Origin of the sequence: Spirosoma liriopis, from assembly GCF_023196085.1 — a bacterium.
Lineage (GTDB): Bacteria > Bacteroidota > Bacteroidia > Cytophagales > Spirosomataceae > Spirosoma > Spirosoma oryzicola.
In genome coordinates this window covers 58,586-80,397 of the sequence record NZ_JALPRF010000003.1, presented here as the reverse complement: position 1 = coordinate 80,397, position 21,812 = coordinate 58,586, and the positions used below count along the sequence as shown (strand labels likewise).

Genomic DNA, 21,812 nt, shown 5'->3' with positions numbered 1-21,812 from the left:
GTCTGCCTCAAATATCTGCAACTGGGTGTTTCAGAAATAGAACAGAATTAACCTAGGCGGCTTAGCCTACTATAAGTTGTCGATACTGGAACGGAGTGATCCCATAATGCGCTTTAAAAGACCGGATAAAATGGCTTTGATCAGCAAAACCGCACGAAAAGGCAATATCCGTCAAAGCAACGCTCGGCGTGAACATCAGTCGCAACGCTTTTTGAAGCCGTATCATACGAACATATTCACCAAAATGGCAACCGAAGTAGCCGGGAAACTGGCGGCAGAGATAAACCGGGTGAATCGATAAATAGCCCGCGAGCCGCTCTAACGTCCACGGTTGTTCCGGTGCATCATGCAATAAATCCCTAAGTTGGGTTACCCAGACGGGCTTTTGCCGGTGAATTTTGGTTGGCACTGGCTTTACTTCGCTGAGCAGTTGGACAAGCAGCGAATTGATGGCTGTACGTTCTCCACCCGCACACAGTTTGGCTTCTTTAAGAATACAGTACATGAGTGTTTTAAGATGCGGATCGGGTAAATTCATACTACCCTGCAAAGCGGCAGTAGGAAGGTCATACGCGTTGAACCAATCAGCATTGATTTCTACGTGAAAGCCGCGTGTATAGCCTTTGGGTTTGGTGTTGTAGTGAGCCTCCTGCCAATTGTGAAACAAAAGACTACCGGCTCCGCAGTGGTATGTTTCTTTTCGGTTACCTTCCAGCACTTTTCCCTCCAGGACGAAGGTAAAGTAGGGATTCTCATGAAAATGCCAATCGACCCTGTCGTGGGTATACTCGGTATCCGTTAACGTCAGGCCACCAAGCCTGACCGTTTGGTTTGTCAGGCCGTAGAACTGGCCGTTTGTCAAAGCGTTCATAGATCACTCAGGATGGATTCACTACTACCTACTATCCGAGCACAGCAGCCTCTTATTTAGCCTACCGCATCAGACTTGACTTCTGCCGGTCCAACGTAGCCAGACACGAAGCTAACCTAATTTCTTATTCATTTTTGCAAACGTATCAACAGCAAGCTGCTCAGCGAAGGCAGCCAGTACGGAGCACTTGGGTCTTGCACCCGCCTTTACCCAATTCTCATGTTGCGTCAACTAGGCTTTCTTGGGAAGCTAGGCATAAAAATGCCCAGTAGCTGCGGTCTACCAGGCATTTTTGAATCACTATACGCTTTATTATGGTATCTAGAAAGCCAGATTCGGCTTAATAGTCTGACTTATTCAACGCTTTCTCCCACTCTTGTTTTAGTTCGTTCAAACAAGAGCCTGGTAGCTGTCTGGCTAACCCATGATCAGATTGAGATGAGCCATTGCTTACCTGAATGGCAGTATGTAGTTGCCCTACCAATTCGATAAGTTGCGATTGCTCCTCTGAATCAGCAAGATGAATATACTTTGCAACAAAACTAAATGCGTACCGCTCTAAGGCGTCCCCCGGTGATGGCATAAAGCTTCTAAGTTATCAGAACAAATTGTATAGGTTTATGGCGTTTGTAAACTTCTCTGTTAAGTTAATCTATTTTTCATCACTGTTTACTCGTTTCGTTCGGATTCGAGCTGTTGTTTAATATCAAGGCACCATTGAAGAACAGTTTGTGTATGTTCAATCAGTTCTAGCGCTTCCAAAGCAAGATCTGCCTCGTCCTTAGAGGTCCTTATTCCTTTCTCTAGGTTAGTTAATCCGTATACTATTTTTTCCCTCAAGCGAATAAGCGCGATCAGTTCGTTTCTTTTATCACTGTCCGCTGGCTTCGTTAGGCAATAGATAGTTGTTTTCTCATCGATTGCGTCTTGTAAAATCGAATTCCAATGCTGAAGTTGGTAAACAGCCTCCACCCAGTCGCTAAGTACGCCTGACAACGGCTGACTCGTAGAATCATTGGTAGAGTGAATATTTCGCTTATTCATGATGCTTTTGGATGGATAGTCCCGTTTAAGGTTAGCTAGTGTCTTATCTGTTAGCAAATAATACAAACTTTTTCCGTATTAACTAATTAAAAATCAAATTATTAGTGAAATTTTTACATAATATATAATTAGATATTCTCAACAAAATACTACAAGTTACATAAATGAAGTATTGTTAATAAAATACATTAATCAGTACTTTCCTCACCTGAAACAGGCAGCGTTTCAGTTTATTCCAGCAGTTCTTCCAGATTGGTTCGGGCCACAGCTAGTGCCGATATAACCACCCGAATCTGTTCCCAGATCGCTTCTGTATCCGCAGGATCGCTCTCCTCTTCAATATCACTTACCAGACGCTCCAGATCACCGTCAATATTGAGTAATTGGCTGGCCAGCATGGCGAGGGCTTGTTTATGCTCGGCTGTCATAAGTCGGTTTCAGTGGTTTAAACATTCGTGATTCGTTTGACGTGAAGGTCCTATCCGGCTAACAGGTTGGCCGCTGATCAAAACAAACGATGCCTGTTAACTCTTCGTTGATCTCGTAACAAAGCAGTAGCCTCTGCTACACCGGTGTCAGGCCTTGTAGCAGTTCTAATTTACGGCCAACCGCTTATTGTGGCAGTCTGAAAAATAAATAAACCGGTCTCAACGAAACCGGTTTATCCTCACACACCTTTGATGTACAACGTTATTACAACTCAGGCAGTAAGTTATCTGTTGAAACCAATGAGTATTAGGCCAACAAGTAAGCCTGAACGCATTGCATCCAGGCTTACTTGATTAATTGATTTTATAAGTTTGTCTTCGCCCAATCGCTTCGACTGGGTCTTGAGGCAGCAGGGTGTTCAGTAGGTATCTGTTCTGACATAGGCTACTAGCTTGGTTTGTTCAAGACTTCCTCCCATTCCTGTTGCAACTCGCTCAAATAGGAAGCAGGTACTTGTTCCGTTGATTCATCAGGAGGTTGTGCCGAGCCGTCGGCAGTCAGACAGATAGTGTCCAGTTCCCTTATTAATTCAATAAGCTGCGATTGCTCCTTTGAACTAGCCAGATGGATATAGTTTACGACGACACTGAATACGTACCGTTCCAAAATGGCTCCTGATGATGACATAACGTTTATGGATTAGTGATTTGATTCGTGGTTTTGTTAATCTCAATACTGACCATGCCCAATAAATCGTTGACACTGGATTGACATGCTTAGGCGCCATCGGAGTGTTAGATTCTCCAATCGCTGCCTGTTCGAAGTACGTTGCAATCTGCCAGGTTATACCAGCCGGTATTCGCAAGCTTTCCTATTCAATCGACGAAAACGAGAGCAAAAGTAATTTGAAGCATTGCCGACGGACGATAACAAATCGCACAAAAACTATAACATTTGTCCCAAACAGAGCAGAATAGCTATTTTTTTCAGCTAAAAGAGAGATTTTAGCGTGGAGGTATGGATGAAAAAGAAACGGCACTTGATGATTTTTCCATACGGCATTGGCTACCTGTTGATTAGTGTACAGGAGCTCTTCGGTGCAATAAAAACCGCCCGGTATCAGCACATACCAGCCACCAACCCGGTCAGGTCAGATCGAGGTGGCCAATGCGTATCAACAAGAATGCGCAATTTTATTGTCATGCAGGAAGCCTAGCATGAGCTGGACTACACCATAAAGACTTAGGGATGGAGGCCTGCGCTGGCAACCCGGTCGTCGCTGGGCTACCACAGCCCTGACCAATTTAGTTGGACTACCAACGCGGCTGGTTTATTCTACCAATCGGACCACTTTCACTTTCGCAGTATTTTCTCCATCGCCTTTCCTTTTGCCAATTCATCAATCAGCTTGTCCGTATAGCGAATCTGCTGCATCAGTTTGTCTTCGATTTCTTCCACCCGATACCCACAAATTACACCCGTAATCTTCGACGCATTGGGGTTAATTTGTGGCGCCTGGGTGAAAAAGGTTTCAATATTCGTTTTTTGATCGAGGTGGTGCTGCAAAGCTTGTTGATCATAGCCGGTCAGCCAAACGATGATTTCGTCCACTTCGGCTTTTGTCCGCCCTTTCTTTTCGGCTTTCTGAATGTAGTGCGGGTAAACGCTGGCAAAAGCCATTTTGTAAACTCGTGTGTTGTTCATGTTGAGGAGGCTAGCAGGATTTCAGTGGATACTGAACACTCCCAAAAGGTATTTACAAAGCCAAGCTACTTTATCTCAGAAAACGCCTTCACCCTCATAAAGCAGTGCTCAACCATGTAAAAAACAGCTTTTTGAATTAGGTGGCCCTGTTTCCCATACGCAAAAACACGAAGGCCAAATCACGGCTATCGATAGTCGTGACTTGGCCTTTAGTTAACCTCGTCCTGCACTATTACACTCAGCCTTATTCGGAGCGAAGCGATTTGACCGGATTCCTCAGGGCGGCCCGGACACTTTGAACACTTATTGTCAACAGAGCGACTAAAACGGTAGTGAGCAGGGCGACCAAAAAGATACCAAACCCCAAAGGAATGCGGTACTGAAAATTTCCCAGCCAGCTATCCATGACCCACCACGCCACCGGAGCAGCCAGCACAAAGGCAAAACTAATCAGCCGCACAAACTCCCGGCTGAATAACCACAGAATGCTGCCGATGCTAGCCCCCAATACTTTTCGGATGCCGACTTCTTTTGTTTTCTGAGCAACCATGAACAGGATCAGTCCATACAATCCCATACAGCCAATCAGCAAGGCAACCCCGGCGAAAAAGTTGACCAGTTTGCCCATCGTCTGCTCCTGTCGGTAGGCGTTTTCCAGCTGCTGATCCACGAATTCTGGGTCAAAAACACTACTGGTATAAACCTGATTATAGATTTTCTCCAACTGACTTAAGGTCCGGTGGTAATTGGACGATTGGAGTTGAATGTTGGCGGAGTAGTACCCATAGGCAAACGTAGTTAGGAACAAGGGAATAATGCTTCGTTTTAAGTCATGCTGGTTGTAATCTTTCAGGACACCGACAATTTTCAGCGGAGCGAACCCACCTTTATAAAGCACTTTACCAACGACGCTGGCCGGACGGTCAAAACCTAACTGACGAGCAAACGTTTCGTTGACTAGGGCCTCCCGTGCGGTATCGGAGGGTTGCAAATTACGGCCAGCCACTAGTTTAAGGCCATAGAGATCCACATAATCCGCATCGGCCCAGACCTGTTGGGGACTATAGGGCTCCTCTTCCGTACGGTTCTCGAAGCGAACCCTCGTCTGACTCGTCCAGTTCGACTGCGGGGGGCCAGCCATCGAATAGCTGAACTTAGCGACCTCCGGCAATGCAGCGGCCAGGTGGTGGAAGGTGCTCATTTTAGTACGGTCCTGGCTAGGGCTGTCGGGCAGATGAACGGTCAGGATCGCGTCTTTACGAAAGCCGACGTCTTTGGTTTGTACGTAATGCAGCTGACGAGCGACCACCACGAGTCCGATGATGAGCAGTTGTGCAATGGCAAACTGCGCGACCACCAACCCCCGCCGGAGCGAAATACCACCGGCCTGTCGTGTGGTGAGCCGACCGGCCAGTACCACCGCAGGGCGAAAGCCAGCGAGCACCAGCGCAGGATATAAACCGGCCAACCCGATAACAGAGCTTACCAGCAGCAGTAACCAGCCCAGTACCGACGGTGTAAAGTAAAAGGTGAACCGGAAAGGACCGCTCAGGTATTCATGCGCTAATAGCTGTCCGTAGTGAAACAAGCCAATAGCCAACGCCGTAGCAGCCAGCACAATGAACGTGGTTTCTCCTATGAACTGCCAGAAAAGCTGGGTCGTTGTACTGCCCAGTACTTTCCGAACACCCACTTCCCGCGCCCGGTTAAGAGCCTGGGCGGTGGCTAGATTGACAAAATTGATACTCGCCGTTCCAATCAGCAGCAGGCCAATGGCGATCAGCGCGACCAGTAGCTCCCGACCCACTCCACCCAACTCGGACGACAGGTGCATGGTGCTGAACAACACAGCTGGATAATCCGTCTCTTTGGCGTTTTTGGGATTATATTTTTTGACAAACGTCGGCAACTCGCGGTTCCAGTCAGCGGCTGAGAACTGGCTGTTAAATAGCGCGTAGCAATGCGTGCTGCCGTTGAGGTTGTCGAAAGGTTCGTTTTCGGGGCGGTTGCCACGTTGCTCCTTGAGCGATGCCCATGAAGCCATAACCGGATAGGCCAGGTCCGTATTGTCCCGATAATCGGCAAAAACACCCACGACCCGAGCCGGTATTCGGGCGTCCAGCCGAAGCGTACGACCAACGACATTCGTAGCACTACCAAAGCACCGACGAGCCATGTTTTCACTAAGAACTACCGTGCCGGGTTGCCTAAGATCATCAGGCCCACCGGCCAGCCAGGTGTAGTCGAAGATGCGAAAAAAGGCAGGTTCGACAAACGCGCCGGCATACCGCTTTTCCTTTATTTTCTTGTCGGGCCCGCCGGCGACTGACACTACGATCAGGGGCGAGTACCATTCTTCCAACATTGCCAGCTGCTCGATACCAGGGTGATCGGTACGTACTGCTTTACCGAAGGGATAAGGCACACCCCGTATACTACCATTATCACCGGACGAAGTAAACCGAGTCGTGAATTGATAAATGCGGTCGTAGTGGTGATGATGCCGGTCGGTCTGGTAATGGTAACGAACCAAGGCGAAAATCAGCAGGGCGCAACTCATGCCGAGAGCTAGTCCTGTGACATTGATTAGTGCATACGCTCGATTCTTGAGCAACTGTCGCCAGGCAATAGTAAAGTAATTTTGCAGCATGGTAGCGAGCAATTAGGGCTTGTTGATCGGGCGGTCAATTACCATGCCAGGGCTCGAAAAGGGTGTTTACGGAGTCCAGTAACGATATGGGTTTAGCGTACTTGTCCACCAGCGGACAGGTCTTGTCCGGTTATGAACAGCCTATAGGCTAGTCACCTGCTACCGTTTTGTTACGTACCATGACAAAAGGCAATCCAATTAGTGATGCACAGCTTACGCTACCAGTTTCTGATATCCAGACCCGCATCAAATCGAGAAGTCCCGCAGTTTGTTCAAAAGCCTCTGGTGATGAACCGTCGCTTACCGGATCGACCGATAACTGCTCGTCCCTACTCTATTTTCGGCAGAAACGTTCCTCTTTGGGCCTGAAGCAGCGAAAAGCCATTAGCTTTGTACAGCCGTCTAGATTTGTATTCGCATGTTGCACAGATTACTGGTGCTCGTTCTGCTATCGCTAAGTGTTTTTGAGTCTGCTCAAGCCCAGGAAAAAGAGTTTTTCAATCCGGCAGTAGCCAAACAGCAGTTGGCACTCCCGCCAACTCAGGTAATGGTTTTTGGTGTTTGGCACCTCGACGCGGCTTCAGCTAATTTTCAACTCGCCTGGTTGGAACCCATTTTGTGCCGCCTTCGTGCTTACAAACCCGATGTGATCTTGACGGAAGCTTTGCCCGGAGAGCAAGTGATGGGTCTGGACGCCTATGCTGCTTACCATGGTGATGCCGGTAAGTATGCGGGGCCTACACTAGAAATGGCTAAATCGGCTCAAGCCGAGATGCAGCTCTCAGCGGCTCAGGCACTGGTAAAAGCGGACAGCCTTGCCCGACTGGGCCAATTAACGCCTGCGCAGCGAAGGCACTTAGCCGCTTTGTTTGTCGCAGCCGCCGAACCGTTTTCGGCCACCGTACAATGGATGCGCTTGATACCAGTAGACCGAATCGCTCAGGATGGCGTTTCACCCTCGCTGGTCAAACGCCTAAATCGCTTTGTAGGTCTCCGGAGTGAGTTATCGTCAATGGCCGCCCGTGTTGCCGCCGATGTTGGGCTGGAACGAGTTTACGGCGCTGGCGACCATGCCAGTGACGTGGCCTTGCCCGACGATGCCGCTATGAAAGCAGCCGTCGAAGCCGAGCCTGGTCTCAAGGACTTGTTTAACCACAACACAACGGCTTTTCGCGCTGTTCCGGAAGATACCATGAAACTCGGATCGGCCTCCCAGGTCATGCCCATGTTTAAATGGAAGAATTCAAGCCGCTTTGCCGCGCTGGACGCCGATGCTCAATGGTTTTCGATGCTGCGTAGTGACAAGATGGGCCGTACAGGCCGTCAGCGAGTAGCCGCCTGGGAAGCCCAAAACCTCCAAATGGCAGTAGCGATTCGCGAAGCGACAGCGCCCATTGCCGGAGGACGAGCCTTGTTGATTGTCGGGGCAGCCCACAAGCCCTTTATCGAAGCCTATTTACGTACCTTCACCGACATCGAGTTGGTCTCTGTTCCGGCGCTACTTGACTCCAAACCGGTTGGCTGTCCTGACTAGAACGGAAGTAACTGAACCGCTGCATCAAAGTGCTTGCGATACAGATCAATTAGCGATTTTGTCGATTATATACTCTTCCGGCCCTTTTGTCGATCGTAAAGCAGCAGTCAGCATAAATTCACGTTCCGATTTTTCGGTGATCATAGACCGATTACCGTGTGCCGAGTGTACGACGAAGTAGTACTGTTTATTCGGCTCAAAATGGAGAAAGTACGTTTTACTATCGATGACAATGCCAAGACTATCGCCCGGGGCCTGAACCCTAACCCATCTGTTCGACCTGACAATGACCGGCTTCTTAGGGTCTAGGCTTGTTTTAAGTTCGGCAGACATGCCAATGGTCGTATTTAGGAAATGAATCCTAGCGGGCGATTGCGCCAGACTTTCCAGGCTGACCAAGCATAAAACGACGAGCGAAGCCATTAGTTTCATACAATAAAGTCTGATTGTGAGTTGTTTGCGACCAAGAGATGGTAATAATCTTTGTTGTCGTAGATACAAAGTAGCTATAGCCAACCTCACTGAACTGAGTGGTCAGATTTATCCATAAGCATAGTCTTACCGGTTTCTAATACCCAAAAACAACGCTTCATTAGACCTGCTCGGTTATTGGCAACCGTGTTAATCAATCTGATTACTGTATAACCGGACTTGCGCCAACCTGAACTTATTCACGCAGATACTTGCGAAGGGCTTGTATGCCTAAAATGCCCAGCGTTATACCAACTACGTAAGCGATTAGTTGCAAGAGTACGAGCACCCAGGGCAAGAAGAAAAAAGCAGAATTCTGTAACATGATTTGCGCTGTATAACTAATGTCATGCGAGGTACTACACTATAAGGCAAAATAAGCATCTCTTTACGCATCGAACGAGCAATCGTAGGCCCACTAGAAATCGGCGGCTCGACCAACAGGACCACTGACCGCCTGCCATGTATGCGAAACAACTTTTACGAGAAATCTCAATGAACGGCCAGTGTTTGGCGACTCAACTTAGCTTCTCTGCGCTTTTGGCACACGGATGATGCTTTTTGGCACGCTGGTGACGGCAATGAGCGCGTGCTTTGTGTATCACTTAACAGAGCCTATTATGAGGAACACACTACGTTTATTATTCGTACTACTAAGCACTGCTGTCCTGCATCCGGCAAGCGGTACTGGTAAAAATTACCTTGCCAAAGCGGTCGGCATCCAAAATCCAGGGTGTGATGAAGTCAAAATTACCAAGCAACCGGAAGATTTTGTTGCGGCAAACGGGGGAACCATAACGATACCGGTCGAGGTAAGTGGCCCCGTTACCAAGTTCCAATGGTATAAAGATGGGGGTGAGATAAGCGGCCAAACATCGGCTACCTTAGTACTATCGGGAGCAAATGCATCCTCCGCAGGACAATATAGGCTAGTGGCTACTAACTCTTGCAGCAGTGTCACATCAAATGCGGTTCAGGTGTCTGTGTTATCACCAACGTCGTTAGGCGGTATGATGTCTGTTTCGGGGGACTATGTGCCGGGAGGGCAGGTCACCTATCAGATAGTAGTAACCAATTATGGGCAGACCGCACAAATTAACAATCCAGGTGATGAATTTACGAATGTACTTCCTTCTTATCTAACGTACGCGTCATCATCCGCTAGTAGTGGTTCGACTAGCTTTAACGGCGGCAAGGTCAGTTGGAACGGAACGCTTATTCAGCTTAATCCAATAACGATTACGATCAAGGCCACTATAAAAAATAACGCTGGAGGGCAAGTCATTACCAACCAGGGAACTGTTTATTATGATCGTGATGGTAACGGCTATTTCGCTGGCGGTAGCGGTACTAATGAAGAGACTAACCCAACCAATACTACCTCATTTACCGTAAGTTGTGCGGATAGACCGCTACAAATTACCAACAGTGGTCCACTTACCTGTGCGGTATCGAGTGTGCAGCTGACCGTAACCGGTGGTGATGAGGGGTCTACGTATGTATTCAAACCCAGCGTTTTATCGGGTAGCGCGACTAGTCCTGTCGCGAGTGTTACACTGGCCGGAACCTATAGCGTGACAGCAACTAACCCTGGTGGCTGCACCGCAACAGCCGCTAATACCACTACGGTAGTCGGTGACAAGGTGGCGGCTGCGCTTAATTTTCAGAACCTAAACACCGCTTATTGCAAAAGTGTACCAGCGGTGCCCTTAGTGGCGTCACCAGCGGGCGGCAAATTTACCATTAATCAGATCCCGTCTACTACGCTGACCCCATCTACCCTAGCGGCCGGTATCTACACAGTATCGTACAGCTACACCGCTACCAATGGTTGCCAGAGTACACTAGAGCAACAAGTGACCATCAACGAACTGCCTACCCCAACGATTGAAGGACTCGCCAATGCCTATTGCCAAAACGGAACCGCTGTTACATTATCAGGAAACCCGGCAGGAGGAAACTTTACGGTTGATAATACAGCGGCTACCCAGTTTGATCCAGCTACCCTATCCGTTGGTCAACACACGGTTATTTACGCCTACACCAATGGCAGCGGTTGCTCCAATACGGCTACCCAATCGGTAACAATTAATCCTTTACCCAACGTTAGCCTAACGGGCCTAGCTGCGGCTTACTGTCAGGATGCCCCTGCCGTTACGCTAGCCCCGCTGGGCAATCCGACCGGAGGGAGCTTTACCCTTGATGGCTCACCCGCAATGGTCTTTACGCCAGCAACGCTTTCGCTGGGTGATCATACGATTCGCTACAGCTACAGTGATGCCAATGGCTGCACCAACACCGCTACCAAAACCGTTACCGTCAAACAGACGCCAACATCCCCCACGGTGGTGACCCAGGCGGGCGGGCCTTATCCGGCTGGTGCATCAAGCCTGACCATCTCGCAGAATACAGGTAATGTGATCCTGACGGTTTCAGGTTGCACCGGTGGTAGTATTAGCTGGAATGGGGGTAACGCCAACACGCTGGCAGTCTCGACAGCCAATCTAGGTACCCAGACGTTTACAGCTACCTGCACCACCGACGGCTGTACCAGTCCGCAGGCCACGGCCACCGTAACGGTAGTAGCGCCCACGCTGAAAGTGCTCTCGCGGGATCCCGACAACGGCCAGTTGAACAACAACACGATCAAGCCCTATCTGCTGCTGCAAAACGCAGGCACCACGCCAATTGCGTATAGCAGCATCACCTTGCGCTACTGGCTGACCACCGAGAACAACGTCCCATTACTGTTTCAGAAGAACTACGTACCGATTGGCCCCAACAACCTTAATCTGCGCTACGTGCCGCTGAGTCCGGCTCGTCAGGGGGCCACAGGCTACATCGAGTATAGCTTCAATGCCGGAGCGGGTAACTTAGCATCAAATGGCGATTCGGGTCCGCTGGAGGTACAGCTCAACAAACAGGACTACAGCCTATTTGTGCAGAGCGACGATTACTCCTATAGCAACAACAACAGCTTTACGCTCAACCCCCGCATCACCGCTTACCAGAACGGAGTCATCTTCTACGGACAGGAGCCGACTGGTACGGGCAGCACCCGCGAAGCAGCGCCAGAAGCAGGTAGTGGCCTCGTAGTAAACGTACTGGGTAACCCCGTGGTGGGTCAATCCGCCGAGATTGAAATTAGTGGAGCAAGCGGTAAGGCCGTGCACGTAAAGCTGGTCGACTTGCAGGGTAAAACGTTGCATAGCCAGAGCATCAGGGAAGCTAGTTCGGTAGAACGGGTGAGCCTGCCGCTAGGCAACGCACAAGGGCTGCTTCTGCTAGATGTGAGTACGGCTAGCCAGCGCCAACAAATCAAGATTTTACGACCTTAATTTTTCTAAACACACCCTCAACCAACAAGGCCCGGATCGTCACTGATTCGGGCCTTGTCGTTATTCCTGCTTGACGACTACTGAATCTTCTGGTTTACTTATCTGATTGCAGGGACAGGAGATCGATGCCGTAACGATTCGGCCCTGCGCGATCTGCTAATCTCTTTTTCGTTAGTCATTCCGCCCAATACGAAGTAAGGGCGCAACTCTGTACGGATCTAGCCACCATGACCGTTGAAGATAATTCGGCAAAGTGGCCTCGGGACTAAAGTCCCTACCAGCCTATTGTTAAAGTAAGCATTCGGCTCAGAACGTCTATAGCTCCGCCCGGCGGGCTTGCGAGCACAAAATATTGATATTCAACAGATTTCATCACCTAATAGCGCATCATCCTTTGGGTAGCGTCATGCGCGCTCGCCAATTGGTTTACGAGCCCTCAAGCCGGTATCACCACCAGATGAATGCCCAACCACAGGTCGAACCTTATGGTATCGATCAGTTACCTGACTGATAATTGGTATTTATAACAAGGCTTTTCCTGATTTGATTAGGTGAGTACCAGCCGCTATCGCATGATGTAAGTAAGATTGCTCGGTAGCTGTTGCACAGTTCTCTCTAGGTTTAGCAAACAAGCGAGGCTGTGGGTAGCAAAGATTTGTAGAGGACATACCCCCTTTAACGACAAAAATTTGTAAGCTTCCATCAGCAAAATGGGTCACTAGTATGGTTAGAGAACCGTGTCGGCCCCTGGAATCATCAACACCAATCGGCCTACTAAAAACGAACCGATGATGGCTAACGGTGCCACCAAACCCAGCTTGAGCAAAGGATCAAGTGCCAATCCAGCTACTAGCAAGGACAAACCGACAACAATCAGGGGGTGGAAAATATAGGTGCTATAGGCGCTTCGAGCCAGCTTGTCCAGAAGCATAAGCTTTTCATTCCAGTATCGTTTGCTATAGCTTAGCAAGGCTACGCTGATGGATATTCCCGTTAGCTGCTCCCACAGGCATAAGAATAGCGACTGGCTGTTCCAGCCACCACTGAAGTTTTTCATGGATAACCCTAGTTTCGTTGATACTACAAACAGCAATGGAAAACCAATTCCAACACAACCCAAGGCTAGCCAACTAAACCGCTTTCCTTCTTGGCGTGATAAGCCATCGAGCCACTTATTTTGGCGAGCTACTATTCCTACTGCGAATAAGGCGATATACTGAGGGAAATAACAAAGCTGAAAGCCCAGACCAGGTATGACCCAACCGACGGGAAAAACCAATCGAACCAGAAAACTGACTGCGCTAATCACAAGAGCAAACAAAAGGATACCGCTCATGGGTGGTAGTTTGGTGACGTAGTGGAGTGAGTAGCGTTGCCGCAAGAGTACATACAGCAAGTTGAACAGCAGTAAAGCCGCCACAAACCACAACACCCCCGAATCGATCCAGTCGTCATAGCCGGTCAAAAATTGCCCAAAGGTGGCCTTTTGATGGTGTCCGTAGCGATAGATCAAAAAATTGAGGATGGGTGATAGCACCAGTGAATAGAACACCAGCGGAATACCCAGCCGCTTGAGTCGATCCACTACAAATGCCCTGGCTCCCTTCCGCTGGTAGGAAGGCTCTACGAAGTAGGCGGAAAGCAGAAAAAATAATCCCATAAAGAAGGATTGGTTAGTGGCCACAAATAGGGTTAAGCCAAACAGAGCCGCCAGTTGGGTTGTGGGCTGACGAAAGTACCAGCCACCAGGCGCCCCGTAGGTGATGCAAACGTGGTGCAAGATGACCAGCAGGGTCAGGAGTACTCGGGTGTAATCGAGGTAGTTTATTTTTGGATGGGGGTTAGTAACTGGGGAGGACGTAGTTGATGGTAGCATGGAAGCGATGTGAAAGGAGGTAGACTTTTTAACCAAAAGTAACAAATATAGGTAGCGGTGGCTAATTGGCAGGCCGCATCGGTTGATTGCCGGTATAATGATTCTACTTGAGCAAAGTAACCAGTTGAGCTTGAGTAAGGCTCCTATACGATATAAAGTCTCTTTCATAGAGATACAACTTTGATGGCCGGTGTACCTTAGACCCCTGAAATCTCTAGCCCGGCTCCTTTTAATCATCTCCTTATCAGTATCTTTACGAGGATAAACGATTCGTTAATTTCCCCTAAACATTGATTGACTTGAAACACATCTATCTTATTATTTTGGTTTGCTGTTTGTTCGTACTGACTAGCGTTGCCCAGCCATCGACTTCCTGTAATTGTGCCGTCACCATCAACGCTGGCGGCACCTACCAGAATACGAAGCTAAAGCTACAGCCCGGACAAACCCTATGCATTCAGGCCGGCCACTACGACGCTATCCGGCTGGTCGGCTTTGTCGGTAGCGCCACTAACCCCATCCGGATCGTTAACTGTGGAGGCCAGGTTGGCCTTGGGTCTGAAACCAGCAACGCGCCGGGACTTGAGATGCAGGATTGTAAGTATGTTCTACTAAGTGGCTCGGGCGACAGTTCAATTCCGTACGGCATCAAGATTGACAAATCAAAGGCGGGCGTGTCAGCCGTTTCGGTAGGTGGCCTAAGCTCCAATTACGAAGTCGAACGAATAGAGGTAGCCAAAGCCGGTTATGCGGGCTTTTTCATGAAAACCGATCCGGGCTGCGATACCACGGCCAACTATCCCAACTTTACGATCAACGATGTAAAAATTCACGATAATTATATTCACCACATCAGTGGTCCGGGCATGTTCCTGGGTAGTGGCTACACGATGGCTGCTGGCCGGACGATTACCTGCAACGGGGTAAACAAGACGGTATACCCAGCGCAGACCTATGGCATGCAAGTCTACAACAACCGCATTGAGCGGACCAGCAGCGCGGCTATGTGGGTTAACAACGCCCCCGATGCCAATGTACACGACAATACAACGCTTTATAACAATCTGGGCTCGGTGCCGGCTGGCTGGCAGGTAGGCGGATCGGCCGGTAGTGGCTGCGACTACACGATCACGAAGGCCGGTGCATACAACAACTGGCTGCTAGAAGTCGCGCCCGGAAAAAAGGTGTGTGTGCAGTCGGGGCTGTACGACAACATCACCCTAGCTAATTTTGCCGGTACGCCCACTCAGCCAATTCGCTTTGTGAACGCTGGCGGGCAGGTACTGGTCCAGTCGAATGCTGCCACCAACACGTTACAGCTGAAAAACAGTCGCTATATCGCCCTGAGCGGTGCGGGGGACGCGGCTTATCCGTATGGCTTTAAAGTTAACAACCAAAATACGGGTGGTTATATGGGTATCTCGGTCAGTGATCTTAGCTCGGATGTAGAAATCGATCATGTAGAGGTAGCCAAAGCGGGCTTTGCGGGGATCATGGCCAAAACCGATCCGGGCTGTGACTCCACCACATGGCGGTCCAACTTTACGATGTATAACGTCAAAATACACGACAATTACATCCACGACGTGGGCGGTGAAGGGCTCTATATCGGCAATTCGTTCTTCGGTGATGGGATGGCGGTAAGCTGTAACGGGGTAACCAAGCAGGTCTACCCGCACCTCATCTACGGCCTCGACATCTACAACAACCGCATCGAACGAACAGGGGCAGAAGGTTTGCAGTACGGCTGTGCGCCCGACGCCAAAGTGCACCACAACTGGCTGAAAGACACGGGTATATCACCCTTCGCCAACTACCAAAATAATGGCCTACAGGTGGGTGGGGGCGCTGGTGGCGAGTGCTACAATAATACCATTCTGAATGCATCGGGGGTCGGTCTTATCATTGTGGGGCACTGGGGTAATAATCGCCTGTACAACAACGTCATCAGTCAGCCGGGCAGTGATGGCATTTTCTGCGATGAGCGGACAGGGTCCCTGCCGGATACCTATGTGCAACTGATCAACAACACCATTAGCGGTTGTGGCCGCGATGGCATCCGGCTATACAATCAGATCAATGTGAATACCATTGCCAACAATGCCATTACCAATTATGGAGCCAGCGGGGCAGCAAGCAACGGCTACGTTGGCAAAGCGGTTGTTTTTCAGCAGGGTGCTACGGCCACAATGGTCAATAATTATACGGTAGCCGCCAATTCAGCGGCTGGATTTGTGGATGCGGCCAACGCCAATTTTGCCTTACTTTCGACTTCTCCGCTGATTGACGCGGGTGCCAATGCCGCCCAATGGGGTGTTACGATTGCCCAGCAGGATCAAACCCGTCCCCAGGGAAGCGGCTATGACATCGGCGCGTTTGAGTTTGTCCCATCGGGTGCCCGTCAAGCCGCCAGTGCATCGGCCGACTATCCTGCGCTGGAGGCACAGGTGTATCCGCTTCCTGTGCAGGATCAACTAACGATCCAGGTTCCGGAAGGGATCTATCTTCAACAAATTGAGGTATATTCCTTGCAAGGCAAACGAATTCAGCAGATAGCCCTAAGCGGAACGCCCACGACGCATACGCTGAATAGTCACGACTGGCCAGCAGGCTTGTATCTGTATTTGGTACTGACCAATAAAGGTCATCTCCAGGGGCGTTTGGTAAAAAAATAGGCAACAACTGCCAGAGGTACGAAACAGGAGTTGTTCCGAAAAGTACTCCACGAATAAGCTAAGCCGATTCGAATCTAGAAACGCAGTGCCTAGGCACTGCGTTTCTGTTGGGTGCCGCCCCCAACTGAAGGATACCCCACCCTATCGTTTGTGGTTACACAACCACTCAACTGACTTCCTTGATTTTAAAATATGGGCCAGGTGGGGTCTATATTGTCTGGTGCCATTTACCCAGTTCAATACGAACGCCCGCTAGAATTGTCCCCATAAGGCCCGGGTCAAAATCAGATTCCCAATACTCCCTATTCAGCAATCACAGAAAGGTAATTTGCTTGATCAGCCTAACTCACCCAAGCGTAAGCACCAATCGAGTCGTTTTTCAAGAACAATACCCTGACAGAAGCAACGTGCTGTACTTAGTCGAGACTGTATTGCTATCACACCGCTATCGTACAGATGCGACAGCGGACGAATTAATCAATCGCCTTTGCCGTACATTTTATGTAGGCCATGGCTACACTTCTGCTATTACCTACAGGCAACCATTGTGGTTGAGTAAAAAACAAACTAATTATTCGTTAACGATGCAACGTTTCTACCTGTAAAACCAGTCGCTGTATTGATAGGCATAAAATCCCGTTGATTTGACATTCATGAAGTATTTACTGGTAGCTGCACTGCCGCTATGGCTACTGGCGTGCAATAGCATTAAAGATATACAACCCCCCGATCCGGATGGCGTACCAGTTACGGCAGTACAAGCCATTAAGAACAGCTATCCCCAGGCCACCAATATCCTCTTTACGACCCTGACCAAAAATCAACTTTGGCGGGCTAACTTTACGCAGCGTTCGATTAACTATCAGACGCAGGTCAATGCTACCGCTATCGTTTCGGCCGTATACAAAGAACTCGCTCCTGACTTTGCACCCTTCAAGAATCTTACCGATAAACTAGCCATTCAAGGCGGTAGCTTTTCTAAGTTACAGGGTATTGACAACGATACGAGCCAAACCCGCTTGATGCAGTATACGTTTAATGGTGCAACCTATCAACTTATCTACCAACCCGGAGTTAATAACCAGGCACTACTAACGCTCACGCCTTTGCCGGTTTACACCATCACGGATCTGAACCAGTTGCCCCAGCGCACGCAGAACTTTTTTGCCAACCATACCTCATCGCTACGCTTCGTATCCGGCAACGTTATCCAGCAAACACCCAATAAGATAACGTATTGGCTTGAAGCTTCTCTGGTTGACGGACAAACCACCGTATCGAGAAAGGTTCAACTTTTCTTTGACACGGAGGGTAATTTAAGCTGGATCGAAGCCAATGCCAACGGAAATCCTATTGGCTACACGAACAATGAGCAAGTCGGAGATGCATCGCTGCTGGCAGCGCTCCGCGCCGACTATCCTTCCTTCGACGCGTCCCCGACGATGGCTTTTGAGACCTATTTCGACGGTTTGGTCAGCGTGCGCTATGCGCTTCAACGCGTAACGCCAACCACGACAGAGACTTGGGATATAGGGCTGCAATGGCCCAGTGGGCAACGGGTCTATACCCGCTTTCAAGCGCAGTATAAGCCCTAGCCAAACCAGATAAATCTGGTTCCCACTGATTTGTTTTTGTTGTTTACCCGCCCGCTTTCTTCATGAAGCTATTTCGCCCTAAATATACCCGGTCACTCCGCGAGCTTGTTGAAGCCTGCCAGAAACAGGATTCGCGGGCTCAGGTGTTATTTTATGAACGATACAAGGGTAAGCTAATGAGCGTTTGTGTACGGTACACCAAAACCCTGGCTGAAGCCGAAGATATTTTTCAGGAAGGTATCCTGAAGATATTTGAGAAGATAACGGAACTTCAACAGCCCGAAGCGGTTGACAGTTGGGTGAAAACCATCATGATCCGCCACGCCATCGATTACTACAACAAAGAAACCCGTAAACAAAACCGCTATATTTCGGCCCAGTTGGTAGAACCTGATATTGAATCAGACGATTATGTGAATCTCTTTAGCAAGCTGTCAATTGACGTACTGCTGCATACAATTAATGAGTTGCCAGATGGTTATCGGATGGTCGTGAACCTGTATTTTATTGACGGATACAAGCACACCGAAATTGCACAACTACTGGGCATTTCGGAGGGAACATCGCGCTCCCAACTCGCCCGAGGCCGCCAATTGCTGATCAAGAAATTAGAACTAAAAGGGATTAGCCATCATGAAAACTTCTGAGGACAAGCGAAACGAGACCGTACAGAAGCTGCTTCAACGTTCATTCAAGGCTCATGAAGTAGATCCCGGAGCCGCTATTGATGCTAAAATTCATCGGGCCTTGGCTCAGCAGTCAACTCCGCAGAGCCGCTATCAGCCGCTCCGCAAGGTTGTCCTGTTAACGGTTCTCTTTCTAAGTCTAGGCTTACTGCTTTTTACGTATCTAAAGTCGGACTCGTCAATGGTTCAACGAGTTGAAGAAGTAAAAGTGCCCCAGCAGTCATTTTCGCAACACCCTACGACTCCGAAAGAGACCTCATCGAGTAACCACCCTCACCGCTTAGCCGAAACAGGTTATTTAACGAAAGAGGCCAAGACATCCAGTCGACCCAATACAAAAGAGGGGATAAAAACGTCGGTGCTTAACGGACAGCTGGTTACTATAAACGATTTAGCATCAGGGCTTGAGCAGCAGCTGGAACGCAGGCAGAAAACCCCACAAGGAGACTTACTTACCGAACAGGATAGAGACCAAAAGCGGTCAAGCGTTGCCGATCAACAGCCACTAAAACAGGGTCTTCAGACGCACCGCTTCGGTTCTAAACAACTGGAACGTGAACGGTCAACCGGCTTGACAGCGGGACGTAAAGAGATTAGAGGATTGGTTAATTCAGAACAACATATCGGTGTAGAGCCGAATCCCACTCGTCAGCCACAATCTGAGGAGCGCAAGGGAGCAGATGAACCTTTTGGTCATCTGTATACCCAAGAGAGGGTAAACGTGCCAATGGAATTGACTTCACGTAGTCGTGACCCGGAGGTATTAGCGGATGAGCGAAATACGTTTCAATCAATAGAACCTATTCCCTTGAGGTTGTTTCCACAATCATTCTCGTTCATTCGTATTCATAGTCATGCAGGGCTTATTCAGCCTATACCTGCTAGCGCCGTTTCATACCCGAGTCCGCAGAAGTTTGAGAAACAGCATCGTCGGAAACTGCATAGCCAAAGCGCGACGAATAACACCGGCTATACCTGGCTGGTTAGCGTAGTTCCCTTAACCACGCTGCAACGAGTTGTGCTCCTGCCCAAAGCCGATTCCAGAGTGCAGGATGTGATCTTCCCGAATGGGTTAACGCAGACGAGTGGCTTTAAGACCAGCCTGGGCATCGAGAAAAAGGGAGTTCAAGCAACACTCAACGTAAGTCAATTTCATCTCCGCTCGTATTACCAGTATAGCACCGATCAGTATGTAGTAGACGAGAATGCGACGAATCAGTATACGATCAAGCGGCTGGGCGTCACGGACACAACGAATTTCAGCGTGCAGACGATTGGTTTATCGCTCAGAAAGCAAATCCATTTTGGTAGCCCTCTTGTTGGCCGGCTCTTTACGACGATAGGTGCCGAGTACGCTCATTCATTTGCCGGCCCCACGAATCAGTTTTTCTTCGTTAACCTGACGGCGGGCAAACATATTGCCTTAAGTCGTCAGGCGGCTCTGTCTATTGGGCCGTATCTGGACTATAGCTTCACCCAGTTATTGACCGCCAATCAGCTTCGGGTACGTCCTTATCAGGTTGGTTTATCAATTGGGTTGCGGCTTGGACATCCGGCTCAGGTTAAGTGACAAGAAACAGGAGTAGTCAATAAATCGACTACTCCCTTGAAAGGCATTGGTGAGCCTCTAATTGACCTTATAGGTTTTTGTATCGAGCCACAAACGTATTTACATTAGCCTGACGAGTCATATTGAAGATAGTTGTATGACCACTGCTACCTACTAAATTGCCCAATTCGTCATAGTTGTATGCATTATCGTACGCATAATAAGTACCTCGTTGCTCTGCCGCTAGCTTGTCACTTACGTATTTATGACTAAACTCTTCACTAGTCAGTTTATTCCACTTATTGAGTCGCCACTTGATCTGCTGAATAGAGGCTAGCTTTTCATTAGGAAGTAGGGTTAAGTCGAAGGTAGGTTGGGAAATTTGATTCCAGTTAATGTCCCAAAGCTGGTAGATTGTAGCGGTAATCAGGGTTTCCTCACCCACATACTCATAGGTAACGACCCGTGGCCGCTCATTCCAGAAGACGCCATTGTCGAAGTAGGTAAAGAGCAGATCTTGTTGCTCGGCTCGCTTGGCGAAATTATAGTTGATCAACTTGCCCATCTCTTCGGAGCGAGGCTTGAACGGTAAAATAAAAGACAGATTGGTCACTTGGCGACTAAGTCTACCTTGCTCGTCATAAGTGTTGTTTTCAAAACCTGCGGACCCAACAATTCGTCGACTAACAACCCGTTTGTTGGCATCGAATACGTAATCCCACTGCCTTCTAACAGGTTTTTCGGCGGATGGAAGGCTTTCGTCAAGCACGTTGCCGTTAGCATCGTAAGTAGCTTTATAAGTAATCTGATTCCCTTTCTTTTCCTCAAGCAGTAATCCCTGCTCGTTGAAGCGTCGTCCGAATTCGGAGATGATTTTTTTTTCGGCTTTCTTAGCGTTGACAGAATACGAAATTTCGTGGGTGATCTTACCTGTATTGCCTAGATACTCATATTCATTAACGATTTGTTGGTCGGGTTCATAAACAACGTATCCAGGGCAACATGAAGCCATTCCTCGTTGATCATAGACTTGCACCGTTTTTTTAACGCGTGCCTGCGCATCGTACTCTAATTTAATGGAACTGGTATACGTACCCTCCGGCGCTACGTCCATATTGTGATAAATAGAAGTTTTGGCCATCGTCGGCAGGCCATTGGCATCATAGTCGGTTACTTCGAAGGTTCCGGGAAAGCTGTTGCTGTAGATTAGGACGCTTCGATTAGCGGGTGGAGCAGCCGGTTCAGGTTGACGATCTTTACAGGACCAAAGGGTCAAACTTAGCGTAAACAAGAAAAGTATTCTTCTCATATTAGGATTTGGTAAACAGTGTCAATCATTTACACAGACCACCAAAACCGCTCTTACCGCTGCACGTGAGGTAGTGAAATA

The 21,812-nt window shown here is 48.9% G+C and carries 17 protein-coding genes; 7 read left to right on the top strand and 10 right to left on the bottom strand.

Annotated features, from left to right (window positions below; genetic code table 11):
- Positions 1-61: 61 nt before the first annotated feature.
- The 4 genes from M0L20_RS17135 to M0L20_RS17120 all read right to left on the bottom strand — a co-directional run bounded on the left by M0L20_RS17135 (position 62) and on the right by M0L20_RS17120 (position 3,031).
- Positions 62-871, bottom strand: a complete 810-nt coding sequence (locus tag M0L20_RS17135) for a helix-turn-helix transcriptional regulator (protein ID WP_248478198.1) — start codon at positions 869-871, stop codon at positions 62-64.
- Between the two features lie 669 nt (positions 872-1,540).
- A complete protein-coding gene (locus M0L20_RS17130) occupies positions 1,541-1,915 on the bottom strand; it encodes a hypothetical protein (protein ID WP_232562163.1) in 375 nt (124 codons plus the stop codon).
- Positions 1,916-2,145: 230 nt separating this feature from the next.
- Complete coding sequence (locus M0L20_RS17125) at positions 2,146-2,343, bottom strand: hypothetical protein (protein WP_248478196.1); 198 nt, start codon at positions 2,341-2,343, stop codon at positions 2,146-2,148.
- Between the two features lie 448 nt (positions 2,344-2,791).
- Positions 2,792-3,031 (bottom strand): hypothetical protein, encoded by a 240-nt coding sequence (locus M0L20_RS17120; RefSeq protein WP_232562161.1) that lies wholly within the window; start codon positions 3,029-3,031, stop codon positions 2,792-2,794.
- A 355-nt stretch (positions 3,032-3,386) separates the two neighbouring features.
- On the opposite strand from M0L20_RS17120, the gene M0L20_RS17115 reads away from it, so the two are divergent.
- The gene (locus M0L20_RS17115) at positions 3,387-3,560 is read left to right on the top strand and encodes a hypothetical protein (protein WP_248478195.1); all 174 of its coding nucleotides are present in this window, start codon (positions 3,387-3,389) and stop codon (positions 3,558-3,560) included.
- Positions 3,561-3,697: 137 nt separating this feature from the next.
- On the opposite strand, the gene M0L20_RS17110 is transcribed toward M0L20_RS17115, so the two are convergent.
- Together M0L20_RS17110 and M0L20_RS17105 are read right to left on the bottom strand one after the other, a co-directional pair.
- Entirely contained in the window at positions 3,698-4,048 is a 351-nt protein-coding gene (locus tag M0L20_RS17110) for a DUF2200 domain-containing protein (RefSeq protein WP_232562159.1), read from the bottom strand.
- 244 nt (positions 4,049-4,292) lie between these two features.
- Positions 4,293-6,698, bottom strand: coding sequence for an ABC transporter permease (locus tag M0L20_RS17105; protein ID WP_248478192.1), 2,406 nt, complete (start codon positions 6,696-6,698; stop codon positions 4,293-4,295).
- 418 nt (positions 6,699-7,116) lie between these two features.
- Here M0L20_RS17105 and M0L20_RS17100 point away from each other — a divergent pair, with 418 nt between their 5' ends.
- On the top strand, positions 7,117-8,232 hold the full coding sequence (locus tag M0L20_RS17100; RefSeq protein ID WP_248478191.1) for a DUF5694 domain-containing protein: 1,116 nt from the start codon (positions 7,117-7,119) through the stop codon (positions 8,230-8,232).
- 45 nt (positions 8,233-8,277) lie between these two features.
- Here M0L20_RS17100 and M0L20_RS17095 read toward each other — a convergent pair whose 3' ends face one another.
- Entirely contained in the window at positions 8,278-8,664 is a 387-nt protein-coding gene (locus M0L20_RS17095) for a hypothetical protein (protein ID WP_248478190.1), read from the bottom strand.
- 235 nt (positions 8,665-8,899) lie between these two features.
- Positions 8,900-9,028 (bottom strand): hypothetical protein, encoded by a 129-nt coding sequence (locus M0L20_RS30145; protein WP_262923955.1) that lies wholly within the window; start codon positions 9,026-9,028, stop codon positions 8,900-8,902.
- 295 nt (positions 9,029-9,323) lie between these two features.
- Between M0L20_RS30145 and M0L20_RS17090 the strand changes: the two genes are divergently transcribed.
- The gene (locus M0L20_RS17090) at positions 9,324-12,041 is read left to right on the top strand and encodes a cellulose binding domain-containing protein (RefSeq protein ID WP_248478189.1); all 2,718 of its coding nucleotides are present in this window, start codon (positions 9,324-9,326) and stop codon (positions 12,039-12,041) included.
- Positions 12,042-12,768: 727 nt separating this feature from the next.
- Here the strand turns inward: M0L20_RS17090 and M0L20_RS17085 are convergent.
- Positions 12,769-13,917: an acyltransferase family protein gene (locus M0L20_RS17085; RefSeq protein WP_248478188.1), complete on the bottom strand. Its 1,149-nt coding sequence runs from the start codon at positions 13,915-13,917 to the stop codon at positions 12,769-12,771.
- A gap of 299 nt (positions 13,918-14,216) precedes the next feature.
- Here M0L20_RS17085 and M0L20_RS17080 point away from each other — a divergent pair, with 299 nt between their 5' ends.
- From M0L20_RS17080 to M0L20_RS17065, 4 genes are all read left to right on the top strand, one after another.
- The gene (locus M0L20_RS17080) at positions 14,217-16,592 is read left to right on the top strand and encodes a T9SS type A sorting domain-containing protein (protein WP_248478187.1); all 2,376 of its coding nucleotides are present in this window, start codon (positions 14,217-14,219) and stop codon (positions 16,590-16,592) included.
- Between the two features lie 653 nt (positions 16,593-17,245).
- Positions 17,246-18,187: a hypothetical protein gene (locus M0L20_RS17075; RefSeq protein ID WP_248478186.1), complete on the top strand. Its 942-nt coding sequence runs from the start codon at positions 17,246-17,248 to the stop codon at positions 18,185-18,187.
- Positions 18,188-18,249: 62 nt separating this feature from the next.
- The gene (locus M0L20_RS17070) at positions 18,250-18,834 is read left to right on the top strand and encodes an RNA polymerase sigma factor (protein ID WP_232562151.1); all 585 of its coding nucleotides are present in this window, start codon (positions 18,250-18,252) and stop codon (positions 18,832-18,834) included.
- Positions 18,821-20,443 (top strand): hypothetical protein, encoded by a 1,623-nt coding sequence (locus M0L20_RS17065; RefSeq protein WP_248478185.1) that lies wholly within the window; start codon positions 18,821-18,823, stop codon positions 20,441-20,443. The genes M0L20_RS17070 and M0L20_RS17065 overlap by 14 nt, the downstream gene beginning before the upstream one ends.
- A gap of 67 nt (positions 20,444-20,510) precedes the next feature.
- Here the strand turns inward: M0L20_RS17065 and M0L20_RS17060 are convergent, their stop codons facing one another.
- Positions 20,511-21,731 carry a hypothetical protein gene (locus tag M0L20_RS17060; RefSeq protein ID WP_248478183.1) on the bottom strand — a complete coding sequence of 407 codons (1,221 nt, stop codon included), beginning with the start codon at positions 21,729-21,731 and terminating at the stop codon, positions 20,511-20,513.
- Between the last annotated feature and the right edge of the window lie 81 nt (positions 21,732-21,812).